The sequence below is a fragment of the Acetobacter cerevisiae genome (genome assembly GCF_001580535.1).
Taxonomy (GTDB): Bacteria; Pseudomonadota; Alphaproteobacteria; order Acetobacterales; family Acetobacteraceae; genus Acetobacter; species Acetobacter cerevisiae.
On the sequence record NZ_LHZA01000017.1, the window covers coordinates 1 to 861 of the forward strand.

At 55.7% G+C, this 861-nt stretch carries 1 pseudogene; it reads right to left on the reverse strand.

Features of this window, described 5'->3' with window-relative positions:
• Nucleotides 1-12: 12 nt before the first annotated feature.
• Nucleotides 13-767: pseudogene (locus tag AD928_RS14185) on the reverse strand (IS5 family transposase).
• Nucleotides 768-861: the final 94 nt, after the last annotated feature.

The following is an 861-nucleotide window of genomic DNA, read 5'->3' on the forward strand; positions in this document are numbered from 1 at the left end:
TACGGCGTGTCGTCAGTTAAGCAGGATGATGATTGAGGCGAACTGCACGGCTGCGAGGAAGGTCGATTTCAGTTTATCGTAGCGGGTTGCGATAGCGCGAAACTGCTTGAGTTTATTGAAGAACCTCTCAACAAGGTTCCGTTCGCGATAGAGAGAAAAATCGGTTTTCCGTCGTGTCGTTCTGCTGCGTTTTGGCGGGATGACCGGGGTAATCCCGCGCTGTATCAGCCGATTGATCAACCTGTCCGCGTCATACGCCTTGTCAGCAAGGAAAGCATCCGGGTCGATGTTTTCCAGAAGCGGTTCCGCCTGGGTGATATCGGCATCCTGTCCCGGTGTGATGCCGAGTTCCACCGGATTGCCCAGAGCGTCGCAGATGGCATGGATCTTTGTCGTCAACCCGCCTCGTGATCGTCCTATGGCCTGCTCCGTGCCCCTTTTTTGAGAGCTCCGGCACTATGCTGATGTGCCCGGACAATTGTACTGTCGATCATCATGTATTCGTTGTCGTGATCAGCGGCCAGATAACGAAATATCCGTTCGATGACGCCGCTTTCACACCAGCGGCGCAGACGCCGGTGCACGTTTTTCCAGTCCCCGAAACGGGCAGGAAGGGCGCGCCATGGGATGCCCGTGCGATAGCGCTACAGCACCGCCTCCACGAACAGACGGTTGTCCGCCGCAGTGCCGCCGACATAGCCTTCTCGACCGGGAAGAAGATCCTTTATCCGCTCCCACTGGTCATCGCGTAAACTATAGTGCCGCATCTGTCTGTCTCCCCCAAAAAACGGGAAAACAGTCAGCACACGCAGACACAAAGTACAACCCTCACGTGCCACACTCAGGGCTTAACTGACGACA